Consider the following 234-nt stretch of genomic DNA (forward strand, 5'->3'; position numbering starts at 1 on the left):
CATTTTGGTCGGGACGGCCAGGCGTAATCGTTTCGACATGGATTCCAAGCCTGATGAACCAAACCGATAATTTCGAAAGTCGCGCCAGACCTGTCGACGCGAAAGGAGCGCCATTGTCAGTGCGGATCACATCCGGCAGCCCATATTCTCGAAAAGCCCACTCGAAGCCTTCCCGCGTCGGCGCTCCGTGCGTACTGGGCAAAGCGCGACAGACGAATAAAAAGCGGCTCATCT

At 56.0% G+C, this 234-nt stretch carries 1 pseudogene; it reads right to left on the minus strand.

Annotated elements, in window-relative coordinates:
* Positions 1–234: pseudogene (locus M9827_RS28090) on the minus strand (IS481 family transposase); the annotation flags it as partial.

This window comes from Pseudomonas sp. AKS31 (assembly GCF_023634765.1).
In the GTDB taxonomy this organism is placed as follows: Bacteria; Pseudomonadota; Gammaproteobacteria; order Pseudomonadales; family Pseudomonadaceae; genus Aquipseudomonas.